Source organism: Nonomuraea sp. JJY05, assembly GCF_043496855.1.
In the GTDB taxonomy this organism is placed as follows: Bacteria; Actinomycetota; Actinomycetes; order Streptosporangiales; family Streptosporangiaceae; genus Nonomuraea.
Genome location: NZ_JBIEIS010000066.1, coordinates 1 through 14,953, shown reverse-complemented (window position 1 = coordinate 14,953; position 14,953 = coordinate 1). Strand labels below are relative to the sequence as shown.

The 14,953-nt window shown below is 68.5% G+C and carries 13 protein-coding genes; 3 read left to right on the top strand and 10 right to left on the bottom strand.

The window, feature by feature from the left end:
* Positions 1 to 2: 2 nt before the first annotated feature.
* Entirely contained in the window at positions 3 to 170 is a 168-nt protein-coding gene (rpmF, locus tag ACFKCF_RS55960) for a 50S ribosomal protein L32 (protein ID WP_185074868.1), read from the top strand.
* A 56-nt stretch (positions 171 to 226) separates the two neighbouring features.
* Here the strand turns inward: rpmF and ACFKCF_RS55955 are convergent, their stop codons facing one another.
* A complete protein-coding gene (locus tag ACFKCF_RS55955) occupies positions 227 to 685 on the bottom strand; it encodes a Fur family transcriptional regulator (RefSeq protein WP_394504945.1) in 459 nt (152 codons plus the stop codon).
* A 198-nt stretch (positions 686 to 883) separates the two neighbouring features.
* Here ACFKCF_RS55955 and ACFKCF_RS55950 point away from each other — a divergent pair, with 198 nt between their 5' ends.
* Positions 884 to 1,345, top strand: coding sequence for a serine hydrolase domain-containing protein (locus ACFKCF_RS55950; RefSeq protein WP_394505028.1), 462 nt, complete (start codon positions 884 to 886; stop codon positions 1,343 to 1,345).
* An 8-nt stretch (positions 1,346 to 1,353) separates the two neighbouring features.
* On the opposite strand, the gene ACFKCF_RS55945 is transcribed toward ACFKCF_RS55950, so the two are convergent.
* Positions 1,354 to 1,644 carry a hypothetical protein gene (locus ACFKCF_RS55945; RefSeq protein ID WP_394504943.1) on the bottom strand — a complete coding sequence of 97 codons (291 nt, stop codon included), beginning with the start codon at positions 1,642 to 1,644 and terminating at the stop codon, positions 1,354 to 1,356.
* Positions 1,645 to 1,868: 224 nt separating this feature from the next.
* Between ACFKCF_RS55945 and ACFKCF_RS55940 the strand changes: the two genes are divergently transcribed.
* Positions 1,869 to 3,317, top strand: coding sequence for an MFS transporter (locus ACFKCF_RS55940; protein WP_394504940.1), 1,449 nt, complete (start codon positions 1,869 to 1,871; stop codon positions 3,315 to 3,317).
* A gap of 66 nt (positions 3,318 to 3,383) precedes the next feature.
* Here ACFKCF_RS55940 and ACFKCF_RS55935 read toward each other — a convergent pair whose 3' ends face one another.
* The 8 genes from ACFKCF_RS55935 to ACFKCF_RS55900 form a co-directional block, all read right to left on the bottom strand.
* Positions 3,384 to 5,198: a CocE/NonD family hydrolase gene (locus ACFKCF_RS55935; RefSeq protein ID WP_394504938.1), complete on the bottom strand. Its 1,815-nt coding sequence runs from the start codon at positions 5,196 to 5,198 to the stop codon at positions 3,384 to 3,386.
* Between the two features lie 147 nt (positions 5,199 to 5,345).
* A complete protein-coding gene (locus ACFKCF_RS55930) occupies positions 5,346 to 7,862 on the bottom strand; it encodes a S8 family serine peptidase (RefSeq protein ID WP_394504936.1) in 2,517 nt (838 codons plus the stop codon).
* A 416-nt stretch (positions 7,863 to 8,278) separates the two neighbouring features.
* A complete protein-coding gene (locus tag ACFKCF_RS55925) occupies positions 8,279 to 9,064 on the bottom strand; it encodes an ABC transporter permease (protein WP_394504934.1) in 786 nt (261 codons plus the stop codon).
* Positions 9,061 to 9,987 (bottom strand): ABC transporter permease, encoded by a 927-nt coding sequence (locus ACFKCF_RS55920; protein ID WP_394504932.1) that lies wholly within the window; start codon positions 9,985 to 9,987, stop codon positions 9,061 to 9,063. The genes ACFKCF_RS55925 and ACFKCF_RS55920 overlap by 4 nt, the downstream gene beginning before the upstream one ends.
* Positions 9,984 to 11,531: an ABC transporter substrate-binding protein gene (locus ACFKCF_RS55915; protein WP_394504929.1), complete on the bottom strand. Its 1,548-nt coding sequence runs from the start codon at positions 11,529 to 11,531 to the stop codon at positions 9,984 to 9,986. The genes ACFKCF_RS55920 and ACFKCF_RS55915 overlap by 4 nt, the downstream gene beginning before the upstream one ends.
* A 98-nt stretch (positions 11,532 to 11,629) precedes the next feature.
* Positions 11,630 to 12,361: a class I SAM-dependent methyltransferase gene (locus ACFKCF_RS55910; RefSeq protein WP_394504927.1), complete on the bottom strand. Its 732-nt coding sequence runs from the start codon at positions 12,359 to 12,361 to the stop codon at positions 11,630 to 11,632.
* A 221-nt stretch (positions 12,362 to 12,582) separates the two neighbouring features.
* Positions 12,583 to 12,729 carry a hypothetical protein gene (locus ACFKCF_RS55905; protein WP_394504924.1) on the bottom strand — a complete coding sequence of 49 codons (147 nt, stop codon included), beginning with the start codon at positions 12,727 to 12,729 and terminating at the stop codon, positions 12,583 to 12,585.
* 732 nt (positions 12,730 to 13,461) lie between these two features.
* Entirely contained in the window at positions 13,462 to 14,034 is a 573-nt protein-coding gene (locus ACFKCF_RS55900) for a hypothetical protein (RefSeq protein ID WP_394504922.1), read from the bottom strand.
* Positions 14,035 to 14,953: the final 919 nt, after the last annotated feature.

Genomic DNA, 14,953 nt, shown 5'->3' with positions numbered 1-14,953 from the left:
CCATGGCCGTGCCCAAGCGCAGAACCTCGCGCAGCAACACCCGGCACCGCCGCAGCCAGTGGAAGGCCGCCGTGCCCGACCTCGTCCCGATCATCGTGAACGGGCGGGAGCTGCGCGTCCCCCGCCGCCTCGTCCGCGCCTACCAGCGGGGACTGATCACGATCGACTGAAACCATGCGGCCACCGGGCACGACGACGTGCCCGGTGGCCAGCGCATGTCGTCGTCTCATTGGGTGGGTGGCGCGATCGTGCCAGGCTCTCCGGCGAGACGGCAGGTGCCGCAGGTGCCGTAGACCTCAAAGTGGTGACGTTCGGCCTGAAAGCCGTGCTCGGTGTCCAGGCGTTGTAGCCACCGACCTAGTTCGGGCACTGGAGGCCCCTCGATCACCGTGCCGCAGGACTGACAGACCAGATGATGATGGTGGTTTGGCCCGCACAATCGATAGGTCGTTTCTCCGTGATCTTCGAAGACGTGCGCGAGGCCGTTCTCTGCCAGGGCGTTGAGTGTCCGGTAGACCGTCGTCAAGCCGAGACGCGCGCCGTTTGCCTGAAGTTCCTCATGCAGCGCTTGCGCGCTCACGGGCCGTTCCAGCCCGATGAGCCGCTCTACGACGACGCGCCGCTGACGTGTAGGACTCAGGCCGACGTTCTTGAGCAGCGCCGTCGCGGTGGACGAAGGGGTCACCGGCTCAAACTATGACAAGAGAGGTGAATCTGACAATCATTTTCATTCGTTGCGATTAACACAGTCCGTGTCCATGGCACTCGTACGGACGCCGCTCAGCGAGGTGTCTTCTGGTTTTCCGCAGTTGGTCGTACGGTCGCCCGCATGGTCCGGCACTTCCGGCGTTCCTAGCGTTGCCTCCATGATCCTTATGAAGACCTGCGCCCGCTCGGCCTCACGCACACGCTTCTGCCAGGCCACGCGAAGGCGATGCCCAGCCCGCACGCGCACGGCTACGCCTCATACAACGGCAAGATCGTGGACGCCACGCGGATGAACCCGTCGCTGGAGTTCGGCGCGGGCGAGATGATCTCAACGACGGCCGACCTGGCCCGCTTCTTCGACGCCCTCCTGGGAGGCAAGCTCGTCAGTCGATCCGCGCTCGAGCAGATGCGGGCCACGAAGCCTGCAGGCGCGGGCATGGGGTACGGGCTCGGCCTCCAGGAGTTCAAGCTGATCTGCGGCAAGAGCGTGTACGGGCACAGCGGCGGCACCTTCGGCTATCTCACCGACGCCCTCAGATCCGACTCGGGCCGCACGCTCGTGATCTCCGCGAACCCGTACACGGGCGACGCCCCGGCCGACATCCTGCAGAAGGCTCTGACCGCGACGTTCTGCTGACCAGCGGGTCAGGTTTCGAGCAGCGCGCGGCAGATGCGCGTGACCTCGTCGAGCAGCCGCCGTTGATCGTCCGGCGCGTGCAGGATGTGATCGGCGGTCCCGTGCATGGCGTGGTAGAGCACGATGGCAGTCGCTCCGGGGTCGGGGAGTGTCGCGGTCTCTTCGAGGAGGTTGCGCTGCGCGTCGATCGCCAGGTTGGGGCGAGGTGGCTCGCCCGGCCGGGAGGCGTGGGAGTTGTGCCGGAACAGGACGTCGTGCAGGTCGCTGCGCCGCTGCTCGCTGGGTTTGGTCCTGGCCACCTGCCTCCTTCCGGCTGCTGTCGACCTTAGCGGATCTCCGCATCCATCCTCTTGTCAATGAAAATCGTTTCCGTTATGGTCCGACTGACTGTCAGTCATTTTGGTGGCCTCGCCGGTTAGCCGCTCCTCATCGCGGCCTCCGTGCTGCTCTCCCTGGCCGGGACCGCCGTGGCCGTGCTCTGGGCCCGGCGGCACACGTACTCGAATCTCGCACCACAGAGGGGATGACCTTGTCCACCACCCAGCGACGCAGGGGAACGCTGATCGCCGCGTTCTCCGCCACCTTCATCGCCCTGCTCGACCTCACCATCGTCGCCGTCGCGCTCCCCGCCATGCAGACTGACCTGCACACCACCATCACGGGGAGCCAGTGGATCGTCGACGCCTTCTCCATCTGCCTGGCCGCCTGCATGTTGTCCGGCGGCTCGCTGGGAGACCGGTACGGCAGGAAGCGCTGGTTCCTCATCGGCATGGCGCTCTTCCTGGCCGCCTCCCTCCTCTGCGCCCTGGCGCCGACGCTGGGCTACCTGGTCGCCGGTCGCGCCGTGCAAGGGATGGCTGCGGCTCTCCTCGTCCCGGGCGCCCTGTCGATCATCGGGCAGGCCGAGCCGGACCCAGTGCGCCGAGCCCGCCTCCTCGGCTACTGGGGCATGTGCGCCAGCGCCGCCGTCCTCGCCGGGCCGATCATCGGCGGCCTCCTCGTGGACGGCTTCGGCTGGCCCGCGATCTTCCTGGTCAACCTGCCAATCGGAGCCGCCGCCATCCTGCTTGGTCGACGGACGATCGACGAGAGCGCCGACCCCGACCACGCCGCGCTCGACCCGGCCGGCCAAGCGCTCGGCATCGCCACCCTGGCGATCCTGATCTACGTCATCATCGAGACCCGCGCCAACGGCTGGGGCTCGCTGATCACGATCATCCTGCTGGCGCTGGCCGTGGCAGCGGGGACGGCGTTCGTCATCGTCGAGTGGCGGCAGGCCACGCCGATGCTGCCCGTCCGCCTCCTCGCCGACCGCCGCTTCGCGAGCGTGAACGCCGCCTCCGTCCTGCTCGGCTTCGGCGCCAACGGCGCCTTCACCCTCCTGTCGCTCTACCTCCAGCAGGCTCAGGGGCGCAGCGCACTGGCCACCGGGCTGCTCCTGGCGCCCATGACGGTCGCCATCATGCCCGCTTCCGTCCTGGCCGGGCGGCTGACCGCATCCCGTGGCCCGCGCCTGCCCATGCTGCTCGGGTACGCACTCATCAGCGCGAGCCTGCTGGGCCTCGCCACGCTCGACATCGGCCGGTCCCTTCTCGCGACAGGTGCGCTCTTCGTGCTCTGCGGCATCGGCCAGGGCCTGGCCATCACCCCCGCCGTCGCCGCCGCTCTCCAACTCGTGCCACGCCAAAGATCCGGTGTCGCCTCCGCCACCGTGAACACCGCACGCCAGGCAGGCAGCGCCCTGGGCATCGCCGTGCTCGGAACGATCCTCTCCCAGAGCCTCGCCAACGCGGATCCCACGACCTTTCAGCGGTCGTACGGCACCGGCATGCGCGACGTCATGCTGACGGCAGGCACCGCCGTACTCGCCGGCGCCCTGCTGCTGGCCCTGCAGCGTGGCTGGCGACCCGCGACTGCGGACACGCACGAGCCACAGGCCAGGCAGAAGGATCGCATCCGCCACACACCTTGACCATCCCGGAACATCGAAGTGAGCTTGACCGGTACCCGCTGTTGCGGGTACCGGTCAGCCGGTCGGTCAGCCTTGCCAGACCCTCAGTGGGAAGGTGCCGGGACCGATGTTGCTGAGCGTGGTGGTGTTCGCCGCGAGGTACTGGTCCAGGTACGGGGAGCGGTCACCCTGTGTCGGCACGTCGAATCTCGGGGCCTGCACGTCCAGGGTCAGCCGTGCGTCGGAGACTTTGATCGTGTTGCCGGACGGCACGTCCAGCCAGCGGCCGGAGTCGATGGTCCCGATCTGGACCCCCAGGCGGTGCCCCCGCTCGAAGGTCCAGTCGGTCGACTTCAGGTCGAACGAGATCGGCCCTCTGCGTTCCAGCAGGGCGACGTTCTCGTCGAACATCGTCGCCGTGCCGTCCGGGGCGACGTCCCACAGGCGAACCATCACGTTCCCGGTCGTGCTCGCGTTGAGCCTGATCCGCGGCGTGGCGGTCATCCGCAGTTTCTGCGGCGCGGGCGTGGACCAGGTCCAGAAGCTGGTGGCCGCGGTGTCGCCTTGCCTGGCTGCGCTCTTCTCGGTGCTGGACAGCGGCTCGATCCGCGGCGCGTGCTCCATGTCCCAGCGGCCGCCATCCGCTCGGGCGGCAGCCGCCGGGCCGCCGCCGTCGTCGAGGTACCGGCCGGCGGAGAGTCGTGCGTCGTACGACGTCGTGGCCACGGGCCAGGTCGGCTGGGCGCGCCATTTGCCGAGGCCGTCCTCGATGGCGTACGCCGGGTCGGTCACCGACGGGGCGATGCCGCGAAGGTACTGGTCGTAGAAGCGCATCACCTCGTCGAACCAGCCGGCACGACCCTGCAGCAGCCGGCCGTCGGCGTCGGTGTCGTTGCCGCGCACGTGCTCCCACTGGCCGAGCCAGCCGCGCTCCCGGCCCCGATGGTTGCCCAGGTACTCCTCCATGTCCTCAGGCTTGGTGTTGGGCTCGATGAACCCCTGGGTCACGAACAACGGCGTCCTGGTGCCGGCCGCCTGGGCGGCCAGGTCGCGGGCGCTCCAGTACGCCGAGCGCGGGTCCGGATTGTTGTTGTTGGTGAGGTTGTCGCTCAGGCACTGCGGATGGCTCGCCTCGTAGGCCGCGTTCGCCTTGTACCGGTCGCTGTCGTCGGCCATCGCGGGGATCGTCGCGATCGAGTTGTACGCGTTCGGCGTGCCCGTGACGTTGGGGCGCGGGACCTTGTTGCTGAACAGGTAGTTGTACATGTCCCAGACCGGCTCTTGGGCGACGACCGCCTTCAGGCTGTCCAGCTTGAGGTTGTTGCCCACCAGCCCGGTGACGGCGTCGTACGACTTGCCGTACATGCCGACCTTGCCGGTCGACCAGGGCTGCCCGGCCGCCCACTCGATGGCGGCCCGCACGTCGGCCTGCTCGCCCGGGCCGACCCAGTCCAGGCACCCGGTGCTGCCGCCGAAGCCGCGCAGGTCGACCATCACGAAGGTGTAGCCGCGCGCCATCAGGCCGGCACCGTCGACGAAGTCCTGGAAACGCGCCGACGGCCCGACCCGGTCCCACCCTTCGGGACCGGTCTGACCCGCGTGCGCGAAGTAGGGGCCCACTGAGAGGATCACGGGCGTCTTCACCCCGGCCGCCAGGTGCGCCGGGCGCAGCACGTCGGCGTGCAGCTCGACACCGCTGCCGTCCGAGGACGGGAAGTACGCCTCCGTCCACGCGGCGCCCTTGGGAACCCGCGGGTTCTCCTCATGCGTGACCGGGCCTCCGGCGGCCGCGTTCCCCGCGCCGGCCTGGGCGGCTGCGGGTAATCCGCCCGAGGCGAGGGTGGTGATGGTGAGCAGCGCACCGGCCGCCGCGGCGGTCGAGGCCTTCCCGCGAATGTTCATGGACACTCCCCGTGATCAATGGCTGCCATGGGAAAGTAACGATTTTCTCGGAATTTGTCGCCACTTGACATTTGGAGTGGATCAGCTCCGAAGAGGTCGAGCGGTGCGGCGGCCGCGGGCGCGGAACCGCCCACGGCCGCCGTCGGGTCACTGGACGGTGATCTTGTCCACTTCGACCGTGATCCCTCTCACCTGCGGTGTCGAGGTGGCCGTCGTCACCTTGCCGGCCCCCGTACTGACGCCCTTGACCTTCATCGAGTACGTCAGGGTGCCGCCGGGAACGGCCGGTGTGCTCTTGACGACCAGGTCCTCGGTGGGCGGCCCGGTGATCTGGTCACCCCCGGTGCCCTCCGCGTTCTCGGCGCCCACGGTCAGGCCCGCGGCGGCGGGAGGGGCGCCGGGCAGGTTGCCCGGGTCGTAGGCGTAGCTGATGTCCTCGGCGCCGTTGACCCCGATCCACTGCTGGAACACCTTGAGGTCGGTGGTGCCGAAGACGTTGACCCGCCACTCCACCACCACCCAGCGGTTGACCCCGTCCGTCAGGACCGTGGCGAAGACGCCGGGGGCGCCGGTGCCGTCGAGGTCGGTCCAGTAGGAGGCGAGCACGTTGTTCGGGCGTGCCGGGTCGGGCAGCGTCTGCGGCTGGAAGGTGATGTCGTCGCCGCCCGCGGTGCCGCCCGCGACGCTGTAGCCGTTGGAGGTCACCCCGAGCCTGGTGTAGGTCTGGCCCGCGAAGGTGAAGGCGGGCACGGTGAAGTTGAGCGCCTGTTCGTCACCGATCGGGGTCGGGGTGACGCCGAAGGCGTCCAGCGGCAGGTATCCGGCCGGTCCCGCGCCGGGCGCGACCGTCGGCCGGGCGGGCTGCGTGGCGGCCAGCGTCGCCTTGGTGGTCGCGATCTGGCTGCCGATCTTGGTGGCCCCCGTGACGCTGTTGAGGCGCAGGCGGCCGTCGAGCGTGGTGAGCGCGGTCACTTCCGCGTCTTCGGGCGTGTTGTTCTGCACGGTGACCGTGCAGGTGGACTCGCCGGTGTTCCTGGGGATGGTGGACGGCGCGCAGGTCTGGTCGACCGGCACCGCGCCTTCCTGGCGGAAGAACGCGACCGGCAGGTGCAGTGCGCGCGGGCCGCCGACCTGCTTGAGGTTCACCTGGCCGAAGTACTGCCCGTCGGGCAGCTCCGGCGCGGTGATGACCACGCTCAGCCTGGCGCTCTTGCCCGGCGCGACCGTGAAGCGCGGCGGCAGCACGGTGATGTCCGCCCCGCTGGCGGTGGTGGCCGAGGCGGAGAAGGTGAGCGACTTGCCCGTGGTGTTGGTGACGGTGCGCTTGGCGGTGATGATGCCCGGCATGGTCGGCGCGTTCACGGAGGGCAGGTTGAGGTCGATCCGGTCGAGCGGGTCGGCGGCCGAGGCGACGAAGTTGGCCGCGCTCTCGTCCAGGGTCAGCCCGGGATCACCGGCCTTGGTCAGGTCGATGCGCCCCCCGCCCATGTCGAACGGGTCCGCCGGCGTGGTGCGGTCCGGCTTGGTGACCGCGGTCCTGGCCGTGGTCTCCAGCGCCGACTTCACCTGTCCCGGCGTCCAGGCCGGGTGCAGTGCGAACACCAGCGCGGCCGCGCCCGTCACCTGCGGCGCCGACATCGAGGTGCCCTGGATGACCTGGTAGAGGTTGCCCGGCGGCCCCTCCAGCGGCGATTCGGGGGTCGGGGTCATGCCCGCCAGGATGTGCAGGCCGGGCGCGGTGACGTCCGGCTTGAGGAAGTCCCCGCCGGGACCGCGCGAGGAGAAGTACGTCATCAGGTCGCCCTGCCAAGCGGCCTTGGCGCTCTGGGTGAACGACGCGGTCGCGCCCGGGTGGGCGGCCAGGAAGGCCATCAGCGTGTCGGTCTCGGGCTTGTCGATGTGCACGGACGGAACCCAGTGCGCGTCGGTGAAGACGTCGAACGGGAAGCTGTTGTAGAGGATCATCCCGGCCGCGCCGCCCTGCCTGACGTTGAAGCTCTTCAGCACCCGGTTCGGGCCGCGCTCGCAGGCGACGATCTTCCCGGTGAAGATCCCGGCGGGCGCGGGGACGTCACACAGCGGGCGCGAGTACGGTGGCGCCGACGCCAGAACGACGGGCAGCGGCGAGGCGAGACCCGCGGTGACGGAAGCCCCCTTGATCGTCGCCGTGGCGCCGCCGCCGGACAGCGTGATCGTGGACTGGAACGTCCTGGTCTGCGTGGAAGCGGCCACCGTGGTCACCCAGGGACTGCGGTGGTCCGTGGTGTTGGCTCCGGGCCCGGAGTTGCCCGCGGACGCCGAGACCAGCACACCCGCCGCGTACGCGTCCAGGAAGGCCAGCTCGACCGGGTCGCTGTACGGGTCCGAACCGCCCGAGATCGAGAAGTTGATGACGCGTACGCCGTCCAGGATGGCCCGGGCGACGGCCTGCGCCGAGTCGGAGGGGAAGCAGCCCTCCGCGCCGCACACCTTGTAGACCGAGACCTGGGCGGCGGGTGCGATGCCGTGGATCGGGCCCCGGCTGATGCCCATGGGGTTGGCGTCGGCCACCGCGCCGCCCGCGGAGGTGGTGGCGGTGTGGGTGCCGTGCCCGTTGGAGTCGCGGGCGCTGTCGGGGTAGACCTCGCCGCCGATGACCGCGTTGTACGACGCCGGAGAGATCACTGACCCTCCCCGGTGGGTGACGAGCTGGACCGCCGCCCCGGTAAGGGGGGATCGGTCCGAACGGGAGTGTAATCAGCGATGATCCAGCCGAGAACGTACCGACTTGCCAGAATCAGGCCGACAATCCGGCACTTCTCGTGATCGAAATACGACGCCTCCGATGCTCTTCACGCCGTCGCCGGTGCCGCCGACCATGGACGTGACGGCGAAGGCGACGCTGAGCAGCGGCACCGAACGGGGGGCGGTGACACGCATGGCGGCCGCGGCTGGGGTACGACCAGCGGCACACTGCGCGCGGCGGCCACCTCGGGATCGACGCCGGCGAAGACCAGGGGACGCCGTACAACGGCCGGCCCGAGCAACACGACGGTACTGATACCGATGGTGGCCGCCGCCGCGAAGTCGCGGGTCACGCTTCAGGCGTGGGACAACTTTCGGCGGGTGTCCACTATGAGCGCGACCGCCAGGCCGGTGACGGCGAGGGCGAGGGCGGGCACGACCGCGAGGCGAGGTACGGCGACCAGCAGCGGCGTGGCTTCGCTCACCATGCCGCCCCAGTCGGTGTCGGGTGGCGGCAGGCCGATGCCGAGGAAGCTCAGCGAGGTGACGGCGATCAGCGTCCTGGCGAAGTCCGCGGTGGCGACGGTCAGAACGGGTCCGGCGATATGAGGGGCGATGGTGCGCCGGAGCAGGTAGAGCGGCGACGCGCCGATGGCCCGCACGGCCAGCACATAGTCGGCGGAGGCCACGCGCCGGGTGGCCGTACGGGCGACGAGGCCGCAGTTCACCCAGCCGAGCGGCACGAGGGCGGTCAGGACGGTCGCGTACCCGGGCCGCAGCACACCCGCCAGCGCGAGCGCCAGCGTTAGACCCGGCAACGCGAGCGCCACGGTGGCGGCGAAGCGCAGCAGCCGGTCGGGCAGTCCACCGGCCAGCCCCGCCGCGGCGCCGAACACCGTACCGAGAGCCGTGGTCGCCACCGTGACGGCCAGCGCGAACAGCAGGGACGTGCGGCCGGCCGCGGCCGTCCTGGTGAGGAGGTCACGGCCGAGCTGGTCGGTGCCGAGCCAGTGTTCCGCGCCGGGCGGCAGCAGAGCGCGCTCCAGGTCGGGGACGTGCGGATCGTACGCCGACGCCACCGGCGTGAGCAGGCAGAACAGCACGACCGAGGCGAACACCGCGATGCCGGCGCGGCCCCTCACCGGCGCACCCGCGGGTCGACGGCCGCCAAGCAGAGCTCGACCAGAGCCAGGACCAGGACGGTCGCGACAGCCGTGACCAGCACGTATGCCTGCACGACGGGCAGGTCGCGCTGCCTGATCGCCGACACCGCGAGCTGCCCCACCCCCGGCCAGGAGAACAGCGTCTCCACCACCACCGCGCCGGCCAGCAGGTCCGCGAGCACCATACCGGTGGCCGTGATGGCGTTCGGCGCGGCCACGCGCAGGGCGTGAACCATGACCGCGCGCCGGGGCCGCAGTCCCTTGGCGGCCGCGAGCTTGATGAACGGTAGCCGTAAGGACTGGGCGAGGTCGGCCCGCAGCAGCCGCAGCAGCGTCGCGGCGCCGGCCAGGCCGAGGGTGAGAGCGGGCAGCACCACCGCGCCGGGGCTGCCGTCTCCGCCTGTGGGCAGTGCGCGCAGGCCGACCGCCACTATGCTGATCAGCAGGATCCCCACGATGTAGGGCGGAACGCCGGTCATCGCCACCGTCACGAGCGCGACGGCGCGACTACCGGGCGCGCGCGGCCTGAACGCGGCCCTGACCGAGACGAGCGCGGCGAGCGTGACCGAGATCAGCGCCGCCGCTCCTGCCAGCCGGAGTGTCGCCGGGACACGCGAGAGGATCTCGGCGGCGACGGGGGAGCGGTCGGTGTAGGAGTGTCCGAAGTCGCCGCGGAGCACGGCGAGCAGCCACCGCAGGTACTGGGTGAACAGCGGCTGGTCCAGGCCGAGTTCGGCGCGCAGGACCGCGACGCTGCGCGCCGACGGCTGGATGCCACCGCGGCGCAGGATCTCCTCCGCCGGATCCCCCGGCGCCAGCGAGGTCAGCAGGAAGACCAGCACCGACACGACCAGCAACGTGAGCAGGAGCTCCGCCGCACGTCGCAGCAGGACGGCGGTCACTTCAGGGGTACCAGCTTGCCCAGGTCGACCACATACGCCGCGTTCTGCGTCACCCCGTTGACCTTGCCGGTCGTCACGATGGGATTGTCCTGGTAGGCCAGCGGGATCATCGGGCGGTCGGTGGCGAGCAGACGCTGGATCCGGTGGTACAGGTCGCGACGGATGGCTGGGTTCGTCTGCGCCGCGGCATGGTCGACAAGTTTGTCGAACTCGGTGTTCCGGTAGCCGAGCTTCCGGTCGACGTTCCAGGACGCGTCCGAGCGCAGGAACCGGCGGAACAGGTAGTCGGCGTCGCCGTTGGGCACGCTGTAGGCGCTTAAGAAGATGTCGTAGTCCCCGGCCTCCATCACGGACTTGGTGGCCTCGGCCACGGTCACCTTCGCGGGCAGGCCCGCCTGCTCGAAGGCCGCGCGCAGCACCTCGGCGATGTCGGCGTAGGGGAACTGGCCGGTCTCGGCAGAGGAGATGAGGATGTTCACGGGCTTGGCAGGCGGCCCCGCGGCGGCGATCAGCTCGCGGGCCTTGCCGGGGTCGTGGCCTGCGGTGATGCCAGGGTCGGCGAGGTCACCGAAGACCGGTGACAGGAACCCCGCCCCCGCCTTGGCCGTGCCCGCGAGCAGTCTGCCGGCGATGGCCTGACGGTCGATCGCCAGGTCGGCCGCCTGGCGCAGGCGGGCGTCGGAGAACGGCGCGCGCGAGGCGTTGAACGTCAGGTAATGCGTCAGCACCGACGGGCTGCGCACGACCCGGAAGCCGCTGTCACCGGCCACCGCGGCGACCTGCCCCGGCAGCAGCGCGCCCTTGTCGATCAGCCCGTCCACCTCACCGGCGCGCAACGCCGCGACCCGTGCGTTGGCGTCCGGAATCACCCTGACCACGATCTTCTTGTAGACGGGGGCGGCGCCGTAGTAGTGCGGGTTCGCGGCCAGCACGGCCTGCTGTCCCTTGGTCCAGTCGACCAGCGTGTACGGCCCCGTGCCCACCGGCTTGCCGGCGAAGTCGCCCGAGGAGGCGAACGCCTTCGGCGACTGCACCATGCTGTAGAAGCCCGCCAGCCTGCTCGGCAAGTCGGCCACGGGCTCGTTCAGCACGAACGCCACCTTGCCGTTCTCGGCGCGGACGTCGCCGAGCTTGCCGTACGCCACCTCCATGCCGGCGTCGAGGCTGAAGAACGCCGACTGGCGGGGCGCGATCCGCAGGAACCGCTTGATGTTGGCGACCACCGACTCGGCGGTCAGCGGTGTCCCGTCGCTGAACCGTACGCCGTCGCGCAGCGTGAACGTCCAGCGCCGCCCCCCGTCCGTGGCAGCCCAGGAGACGGCCAGTGCCGGGACGGGCCATAACCTGTCGTCCACTGTCACCAAGGGCTCCCACACCCGCAACGTCTGGTGCGTGTAGTACGGATCCTCGGGGCCGGCGACCAGATCACGCGGGGCCGCCAGGGTGAGCTGCTTCCCATCCTGTGCGTCGGGTTCCTGACCGCCGCATCCCGACAGGACCGCTCCCAACAGCGCCACCAGCATGATCGCGGCCCGTCTTCGCACCTGAGCTCCCATCAAAGACCGAACCAATCTCATGCGAACGGTAACCGTGTTCAAACTGCTTGAGGAGAGCATTCGCCCGGTCACGATCACCTCGTATCTCACGCACCTGCTCTGTCGATGAGATACATGCCGAGCCCGGCCGGACCGGTAGAGGTCGGCGTGAGGCCGTGCCCGCCGAGCTCCGCCCTGAGCTGCCGCTCGTCGAGCACCCACCAGGCGTAGGCCACCTCCAGCTCGTCCACGAGCTGATCATCGTGGTAGGTGTGATATGTCATGTGCCAGGTGATCCGGTCGGGGCCTGCGGGCTCGGCGCGACCCCATCCCTCGTACCTGCGCCGCCCGACCCGCACGTCGGCGAACCGGGACTCCGGCACCGTCATCGGCTCGGTGGGCGGCTGCAGGTCCAGCACCGCCCGGCCGCCGGGGACGAGGCGCTCGGTGAGCAGGCTCCAGATCCGTTGCCGTCCGGCCGGGTCGAAGTGGCCGATGACGTTCATGGCGACGACGGCGCCCAGCTGCTTCGGCAGCGCCGCATCGAGGAAACCCTCCGGCAACACGGTCACCCGGTCACGCAGCTCCGCACTCTCGTTCACCCGCGCCAGCAGGACGGACCGCAGCGCCGCCGACGGCTCGACGGCCACGATCTCGGCCTCGGGCACCGCCTCCGCGATCATGCGGGTGCCCTGCCCTCCTCCGGCGCCCACATCGACGATCGGACCGGTGACGCCGCGCAGCGCCTGCGACAGCGGCGGTGCCAGGGCCGCCCAGTGCGACGCGATCATCACGTCCACGAACTCCGCCGATCGCTTGTATTGGTCTGCCACTTCCACGCCCTCGACAGGATTGATAATCATTTCCGCTTTGCGAGGTTAGAGATGAGACGACGCGACCGTCAAGAGCGTGGCGGTCGTCGCTCTGGCTCTCCAGTCAGGGGAGGTCGGGGCCTTCACCGGAGAGGGCCAGGGTAAAGGTCTTGCCATCTCCAACAGCGGGTATCGACTCGTCGATATCGCGCTTCCTGGCGTAGCGCTATTTGGGAAGCCTCCCCCGCCTAAAGGATCATCGGTGACGAATCCATGGGGGTCTGGACATGACAGTCGCCGCCGAACACCGCCAGCATGCTGATCACACTCACGGGCACGGGCCTGGGTGTGGGCACGTCGCGGTTCCGCATGCCGATCATGTCGACTACGTTCACGACGGATGCCTCCATCGCCTCCACGAGGGGCGCGTGGACGAGTGCGAGCCGCAGGCGCGCCCATCGGGCCACCGCTGACCGGCGGCGCTGTGCAGACCTTCTGGCTTGATCTTCTGATGGGCGTCACCGGGGTCTGAACTGACGATGGCTGTCTAAACGATCTACCGCCGAACACGACCGTACACAAGAGCAACCACCGAGCAACCGACCATGATCAACAATGTGATCCGAGGCCGCCGAGAATCGAGAAACCCCAGGTCGAGCGCGGTATTGGTAAGTAGGGTGGGTGGGACTTGAACCCACGACCCACGGATTATGAGGCGCAGAATGATCTTTTCTATCACTCTGTCCATGATCGTCCCGACCGTCGTATCGGGAGGTGGCGATGGAGGCCGAACGGTATTGCGTACGCGCGAGCAACCGCCGAACAGCCATGTGTTCTTGACTATTGCCATGATGTGACACTTGCGCCGAATTCAGTACAGCGATATAGGAACAGGATCCGTGACGTGGCCCCCGTCCAATGGCAGATTGAACGGTACGAGCAACCGTCGAGCAGCCATTGGCCGACGTGGCGCCCACGAGTCCGCGCGACGTCTTCTTGGCCGCCCTATTCGTCGCCGAATCCGCCGGGTTCTGGCTCGGCTCCTCATCTCTGCTACCAATTCCGTCGACCATGTGCTGCTTTCTGGCCCTTCACCCAACCAGCCTGTGTGTACGGGTGGGAAAGGCTCACCAGCGAGGCCAGGCGCCCTTCGGAATGCGGTAGAGGGCCCGCTGCGCCGCGAACCAGTCCCGGTCAAGGAAACGACCCGTGATCCGCCCTGCGAGTATGAGGTAATTCTCCACCTCCTCCTGAAAGCTGGTGTACGAGTCCAGATCGCGCGCGTATTCCTGGAACCCCTGCACCCCGATTATGCCCATGAACTCTCCATCGTGGTAATAGGTCATTCCCTCATCGCCGGTCTCGCCCAGTTCGGCCATGTGCCAATAACTGATGATGAGCCTTCCTTGCGAGCTCGCCCCCTCCCGGAGTGTGAAACTGCCGTCCATGGTGATCGCGACGGACCAGCCCGGGGAGTGCGTCCCGATCCACACGAGACTGTCTTGCTGGTTCTCGTAGGCCAGTTGGAATGCTGTGCTGAGATCGCAAGGGATTCCGGAGCTCGGATCTGCACGGAAACGCCCGGCGATCTCCTCGACGTCCTCCGTGTCGATCCATGCCGCATCGAAGCGGGCATTCAAGGCGTACTCGTCCAGCAGATCCCACTGGCTCTCAGTGGGCAGTGCCCGCGTCGTGTCCATCGTCTTGCTCCTTTGGCTTTCTCAACGGCATGGGGTGGGGACGATCATTCGATCATCCCCACCCCGCAGACTTGACTAGCTCACGACTTTGGCCCAGAACTCTTCCTCGGGCACGACCCGGTAGTCGGAATAGGATCTATTGAGAGCGTCCCCGTGGAGGAGATTGTCATCTTTAGCAACCGCTTGAATGGAGTAGTTGCCGTCCTGCTTGCCAGCGCCTTCCTTGGTCGACGCGAACGGTTATTAAGGCGGAACTGGCGAGGAGGCGGCGACGGCTCATGCGTCTTGACATGGGGGGTTCCCTCCGTTGACCCGGCGGAACTCTCTAAGGGCGCTAACACTGTCGGCTCCGCCAAGTGATGCGGGACTTGACTCGCAGAATGCCGCCACGCATTACTAATGTCAACAAAAATATGACTACTTTACTGAATAGTGTGGTCTGTTGATGCGGCAGGGTGCTCCGTAAGCGGGGTTGACCTGGTCACGCCACCCCGTCCGCCGCCGCCCCAGCTCACCGGCGTACCGTAAGACCGTCGCCGGCATCGCCTCACGACTGGCTCGCCGCCAGGTCGACCAACCTGATTTGCTGCCGCGGCCTGTCCCAACGAACAGGCCTGGAGCAGCCACGCTATTACTGCGACGTGGCACCGATAGAGCACGCTTCCCTATTCGAGCAGGACCTCCTGCACCAACTCGCCCCCAGGAGTGCCTGTCACGACGAACTTCACGGTGCCCGACGCCAAGGCATGACATGCCGCGCCGCCGGTCACTTGCTTCTCACCATTCGGCGAAGGAGCTGGAGTTGCCCCGGTTCGATAGACACATCAGGGCTTGCGACTACGCGGCAGCATAGTCGAGGTCTTGGGCGTTCTTGAGCGCGTGTCGGCGTTCGTATTCGGCGGGGCTGAGCTGGCCGTTG

Bases quoted from the DNA above. Each gene is read 5' to 3' on its own strand.
- rpmF (WP_185074868.1), top strand. From the start codon at position 3: ATGGCCGTGCCCAAGCGCAGAACCTCGCGCAGCAACACCCGGCACCGC.
- ACFKCF_RS55940 (WP_394504940.1), top strand. From the start codon at position 1,869: ATGACCTTGTCCACCACCCAGCGACGCAGGGGAACGCTGATCGCCGCG.
- ACFKCF_RS55935 (WP_394504938.1), bottom strand. From the start codon at position 5,198: ATGAACATTCGCGGGAAGGCCTCGACCGCCGCGGCGGCCGGTGCGCTG.
- ACFKCF_RS55900 (WP_394504922.1), bottom strand. From the start codon at position 14,034: ATGGACACGACGCGGGCACTGCCCACTGAGAGCCAGTGGGATCTGCTG.